Here is a 3,005-nt window from a genome sequence, read left to right as displayed (position 1 = left end):
TTCGCCAATCAGTTGGACAAGGTTTTTCCCCTACTACAATGAAACAGCCCTGCCCTGATGGAGACTCGATCGGACTATCCCTACGAGGCTTACGACACACCAGAGGTAAAGCAAGTTCGCATTCCTCAACAAACGTGGATAGAGGGTGCACCGAGTTTAGGAGCAAATGGTTTACCCGTGCTACAAGGTGTTGTGCGTTGGTTTGATCTTAAAGCAGGCAGTGGAATGATTGCTAGAGACAAGGGGGGTGAGGATGTTTTCTTTAACTTTACGGCGATTCCAGGTGAAGGGTACCGAACTCTACAAGCGGGAACGCAGGTTAAATTCGAGTTGGTAGAAGGTCAGCATGGTTTGACCGCTCGAAATGTTCAGCTACAACAGTCCTCGCTATTATAACGAGGACTTATGACATCGGGGCAACTGAACGCCAACACAAGTCCCAGAATTGTCGGACTGGATCAGTAATCGCCCCGCGTGAGCCTTTACAATTCGGTCGACGATCGCAAGTCCCAGTCCCGTACCTTCTGGTTTAGTGGAAAAGAACGGCTGACCTAGTTTTGATAGCACCTCTGGCGGAAGCACTTCACCCTGATTCCGAACTTGAATGCAAACTAAAGTTGGTTTTAAAGTCTCAATTTTGCAATCAACTACTTCTCCCAGCGGGCTTGCTTCACAGGCATTGCGAAGAATGTTAATCATCACCTGCTTGAGTTTATCGCGATCGCCTAAGATTCTAATTTCATCAGAAGAACGAGTGAAATTAACTCGCCGTCCTTCTGCTTCTGTCAGTTCAGTCATTGAACTCAATACGATTTGCAGCCAAGTATTTAGCTCTAATTCCTCAAGCTGCAAAGCTTGGGGTTTTGCGTACATAAGAATTTCACTCAACAAGCGATCGAGCCGATTGGCTTCACTAATCGATAACGCTAACCGTTCCTGCGCAGGTTCAAGCTGCAAATGCTTTTGAGAATATTTTAATCCCATTGCGATCGTCGTCAATGGATTGCGAATTTCATGCACAATCATGGCTGCAAACTCTCCGATTGCGGCTAATCGTTCTTGCTCCAGCAATTTAGTTCGTGCGGCTTCTAACTCTGCGGTGCGAAGCGCTACTTCTGTCCCAAGCCGCTCGTTAAATTGAAGCTGTAATTGATAGAGATGGTAGTTATCGATCGCTGTTGCTGCTCGTTCTGCAAAGAGTTCTGCGGTGCGAATTTCTGACTCGCTAAACCGACGCGGCTGACGATTAAACGAGCAAACCGTTCCGATCGTTTCGCCTCGTGCAGTTCGGAGCGGCACCCCGAGGTAACACAAATACCCATCTGGAACCTCGCCTGTCTCCAATTGCCGCACATCCTCAACAGTAAGCGTCTGTCCAGTTGTGACAACGGTATTGGTGACAGAGCCGTGCAGTGAAAAAAGCTGATCCATGCCCTCAAAATCAATGTTGCTTGCCAATACTCGCTCAAATCCGTTCTGACATAGCGTGACGGTTGACCAATCTATTTCCAATAAATGACTCACACTCAGCGTTATGTCTTTAAGGTAGCTTCTGAGATCGTCAGTGCGATAACTTAGCGTCGATAAAGTTTCTAAAATGCGTTGCTCTTGTGCGATATCTATGTTCATTGCTGAAATGCTCCAGAGCGCGACAAGTTTGACTAGCAATACAGCGCGATTTTATCAATCTCACTTCGGTTTTCTGATTAAATCACGCCAAAATTTAATATTGTCATCCATTCGCAACAACAATTCAGCTAGTCTATACCAACATTTCATCCGTCGCTCAGGAATTACTCAGATTCAGCCATTATTCTGTTGATCATAGGCAAGCAACACGCTTCTACATCACCCCCACAACTTGAAAAACTTACAAATGCAGGATGATAAAACGATGGGTAATTTACCCACAATCATCAGGCTATTTTCAAAATTTCAGTTTGGTCTGAACCTATCGAAACATTCAGTACAAAATATTTATATGAGTGCATTCCATGCGTTGGCTGAGTAGCTCTTCAAAAGCATTAAACAAAAAGAGATGGACATCCCTCGATTTCGCCTCATTGCAGTTTCGGTTGATGGCGATCGTCGTCGCGACTTCTGCGATCGTATTGACTGTCTACATAATCTTGTGTCATCAAGAAATACAAAGGCTCGTGATAATGCAGCCAGAACGGCTCCCAACAAGTCAATTTCTCGTGCTGGCAGATCAATTCACTAGACTCGGTCTACTCGCTATCAGCGGCATGATGGTACTCATCGTTGCAGCCATCTGGATCTTGCTACGACCGCTACAGGATTTCACTCAATGGATCGTCGCTTCCAGCATGAGCAGCCATCCACATTCATTCAATGCGCTTCATGCACCGAGCGAACTCAAACTGCTCGCTCACCAATGGCATCAGATGTTAGCTCGACTTGCTGCTGTCAAACATCAGCAGCGCCAATTTACAAACGATCTAGCACACGAATTACGCTCCCCCCTCAGCTTGGTTTATGGTTATCTGCAACGAACGCTAAAACGCAGTCAACACTTAACTAAAGCCCAACAAGAAAGCCTAGCGATGGCAGCTACTGAAGCAGAACGGATGACACTGATCCTACAAGATCTGATTGAACTAGCACGGGCAGAAAGCCTTGATCTAGTGTCGGCTCAAGAGCCATTAATCCTTAATAGACTTCTTGCAAAAGTCAGAGGTATGAGTAGAAGTAGGTCAAGGAGGTAAAGCTAATGATCTACGAACACGTTCAACATCTCAAACCCGACGCATTCAAACGGCTGTGTGGAGTGCGCCCGGAAACATTTGCCGAAATGGTCACGGTGCTAGAGGAAAAAGCTCGGCAGAAGCGTAAACCGGGTAGACCATCAAAGCTCAGCATCCCGAATCAGTTGCTGATGCCGTTGCAGTATTGGCGAGAATACCGCACGTATTTTCACATCGCTCAATCCTGGCAGGGCTGATTCATGTTAGGGAGGAAAAATTCCTAGCATGGGCAGCAAACGG

The 3,005-nt window shown here is 46.3% G+C and carries 4 protein-coding genes; 3 read left to right on the top strand and 1 reads right to left on the bottom strand.

All coding sequences use genetic code 11. From position 1 onward, the window contains the following. The first annotated feature begins 57 nt into the window (after nt 1-57). The gene (locus tag AC5JLB_RS21690) at nt 58-396 is read left to right on the top strand and encodes a cold-shock protein (protein ID WP_495875904.1); all 339 of its coding nucleotides are present in this window, start codon (nt 58-60) and stop codon (nt 394-396) included. Here the strand turns inward: AC5JLB_RS21690 and AC5JLB_RS21685 are convergent. Further along, a complete protein-coding gene (locus AC5JLB_RS21685) occupies nt 391-1,629 on the bottom strand; it encodes an ATP-binding protein (RefSeq protein WP_495875903.1) in 1,239 nt (412 codons plus the stop codon). The two genes, AC5JLB_RS21690 and AC5JLB_RS21685, sit on opposite strands and share 6 nt — an antisense overlap. A 365-nt stretch (nt 1,630-1,994) precedes the next feature. On the opposite strand from AC5JLB_RS21685, the gene AC5JLB_RS21680 reads away from it, so the two are divergent. Together AC5JLB_RS21680 and AC5JLB_RS21675 are read left to right on the top strand one after the other, a co-directional pair. Then, complete coding sequence (locus AC5JLB_RS21680; protein WP_495875902.1) at nt 1,995-2,726, top strand: histidine kinase dimerization/phospho-acceptor domain-containing protein; 732 nt, start codon at nt 1,995-1,997, stop codon at nt 2,724-2,726. Nucleotides 2,727-2,731: 5 nt separating this feature from the next. Then, entirely contained in the window at nt 2,732-2,962 is a 231-nt protein-coding gene (locus AC5JLB_RS21675) for a transposase family protein (RefSeq protein WP_495875901.1), read from the top strand. Nucleotides 2,963-3,005 lie beyond the last annotated feature (43 nt).

This window comes from Myxacorys chilensis, assembly GCF_059505265.1.
The sequence above is the reverse complement of the archived record's forward strand: the minus strand, read 5'-3'. Positions and strand labels throughout refer to the sequence as shown.

Bases quoted from the DNA above. Each gene is read 5' to 3' on its own strand.
- AC5JLB_RS21690 (WP_495875904.1), top strand. From the start codon at position 58: ATGGAGACTCGATCGGACTATCCCTACGAGGCTTACGACACACCAGAG.
- AC5JLB_RS21685 (WP_495875903.1), bottom strand. From the start codon at position 1,629: ATGAACATAGATATCGCACAAGAGCAACGCATTTTAGAAACTTTATCG.
- AC5JLB_RS21680 (WP_495875902.1), top strand. From the start codon at position 1,995: ATGCGTTGGCTGAGTAGCTCTTCAAAAGCATTAAACAAAAAGAGATGG.
- AC5JLB_RS21675 (WP_495875901.1), top strand. From the start codon at position 2,732: ATGATCTACGAACACGTTCAACATCTCAAACCCGACGCATTCAAACGG.